This is a genomic window from Stenotrophomonas sp. HMWF003 (genome assembly GCF_003061285.1).
GTDB classification, from domain to species: domain Bacteria; phylum Pseudomonadota; class Gammaproteobacteria; order Xanthomonadales; family Xanthomonadaceae; genus Stenotrophomonas; species Stenotrophomonas maltophilia_AP.
Map to the genome: position 1 here is coordinate 12,301 of NZ_QAIW01000394.1, position 1,610 is coordinate 13,910.

Annotated in this window: 2 protein-coding genes and 1 pseudogene; 1 reads left to right on the plus strand and 2 read right to left on the minus strand. The window is 69.0% G+C overall.

From position 1 onward, the window contains the following. Positions 1-193, minus strand: a pseudogene (locus DBR34_RS23625) (class A beta-lactamase); the annotation flags it as partial. Between the two features lie 210 nt (positions 194-403). Here DBR34_RS23625 and DBR34_RS16885 point away from each other — a divergent pair. Then, complete coding sequence (locus tag DBR34_RS16885; RefSeq protein WP_128097650.1) at positions 404-1,306, plus strand: LysR family transcriptional regulator; 903 nt, start codon at positions 404-406, stop codon at positions 1,304-1,306. A gap of 128 nt (positions 1,307-1,434) precedes the next feature. Here DBR34_RS16885 and DBR34_RS16890 read toward each other — a convergent pair. Further along, positions 1,435-1,610 (minus strand): ABC transporter C-terminal domain-containing protein (locus tag DBR34_RS16890; protein WP_146186870.1); only part of this gene is annotated, 176 nt, incomplete at its 5' end.

The window sequence follows — 1,610 nt, forward strand, 5'->3', positions numbered from 1 at the left end:
AACGCTGGCCGCTGCCGGTGTCCAGCAGCGTGACGCCCAGACGGCCGCCACTGGCCGCTTCAAGCGCGGCGAAATCGCGGGCCGTGGGCCGGGGCGCGGCCGCCACGTCGGGGGTGTTTGCAAACGCGCTGGCGGCGATCGCCGAGACGGCGGCAGCGCCGGTCCATTGCAGGAAATGACGTCGAGCGAGCATGCGGGTCCTCCGTGGTAAAGGCAGAGTATTGCCAGCGCCCCGGTCTGGTCACCAGCAACCATTTTCAGCGGAAGCCATAACGTGACCTAATGTGTGTCAGATGCGACAAAAAGCGACGTCACTGAAAAACCGGATGGATATTCATGCAAGGCGGCACACCTCGCCATAGGAATGCGATGATTCCATCACTCCAGCTCACGGCTCCCCCGCATGCTCCGCCCCCAGTTGCCGCTCAATGCCCTGCGCGCCTTCGAGGCCGCCGCCCGCCACCAGAACTTCACCCGGGCCGCGCTGGAGCTGTGCGTCAGCCAGGCCGCGCTCAGCCACCAGATCCGGGCGCTGGAAGACCGGCTCGGGGTGTCGCTGTTCAACCGCCTGCCGCGTGGGGTGGCGCTCACCGATGAAGGCGCGCGGCTGTATCCGGTGCTCAACGAGGCTTTCGACCGCATCGCGGTGAGCCTGGACCGGTTCGTCGGGGGACATTTCCGCGACGTGCTCGGGGTGGGCGTGGTCGGCACGTTCGCCACCGGCTGGCTGCTGCCGCGGCTGGCCGATTTTTCCGCGCGCCATGCAGATATCGAGCTGCGCGTGCAGACCCACAACAACCGCATCGACCTGGCCGGTGAAGGCCTGGACCTGGCGATCCGGTTTGGCGATGGCGACTGGCAGGGTCAGGTGAGCACGCCGGTGCTGGACGCCCCGTTCGCGCCGCTGTGCGCGCCGGCGCTGGCGCGCACCCTGCGCGACCCGCGCGACCTGGCCAACGTGGCGTTGCTGCGTTCGTACCGCAGTGACGAATGGCCGCGCTGGCTGCAGGCGGCCGGGGTGGCGGAGCTGGAAGCGCGCGGCCCGGTGTTCGATTCGTCGCTGACGCTGGCCAGTGCAGCCGCCGCCGGTGCGGGCGTGGCGCTGCTGCCGTTGAAGATGTTCGAGCAGGACCTGGCGCAGGGACGGCTGGTCCAGCCGTTCGCGAAAACTCTGGACCTGGGGCGATATTGGTTGACGCGCCTGCGCTCGCGCGCCGAAAGCGATGCAGCGCGGCGGTTCCGGGAATGGTTGGAGGCGCAGGACGGCGCCGCCCCCGTAGAGCCGGGCTCTGCCCGGCTTGCGTGACGGAAAGGCGAGCCCACCGGCGCCTCGTTTTTGCGTCCCGGCGAAGCAGCCGGGCAGAGCCCGGCGCTACGCGCTTGCCCGCCGGCACCGCTTGCCCGGTAGATGCCGACCGTTGGTCGGCATGCCGTTTACGCGTCCAGCAGTTCCATCCAGGTCTGCTCGGCCTTGCTGAGCAGCGTGGCGGTGGCTTCGCGGTCGCGGCCGAGCACGGCCATGCGGGTGCTGTCGGCGTAGTTGGACGGATCGGCGAGCTGCCGGTCCAAATCCGCCAGCAGGGCTTCCAGCTCGCCGATCCGTCCAACTA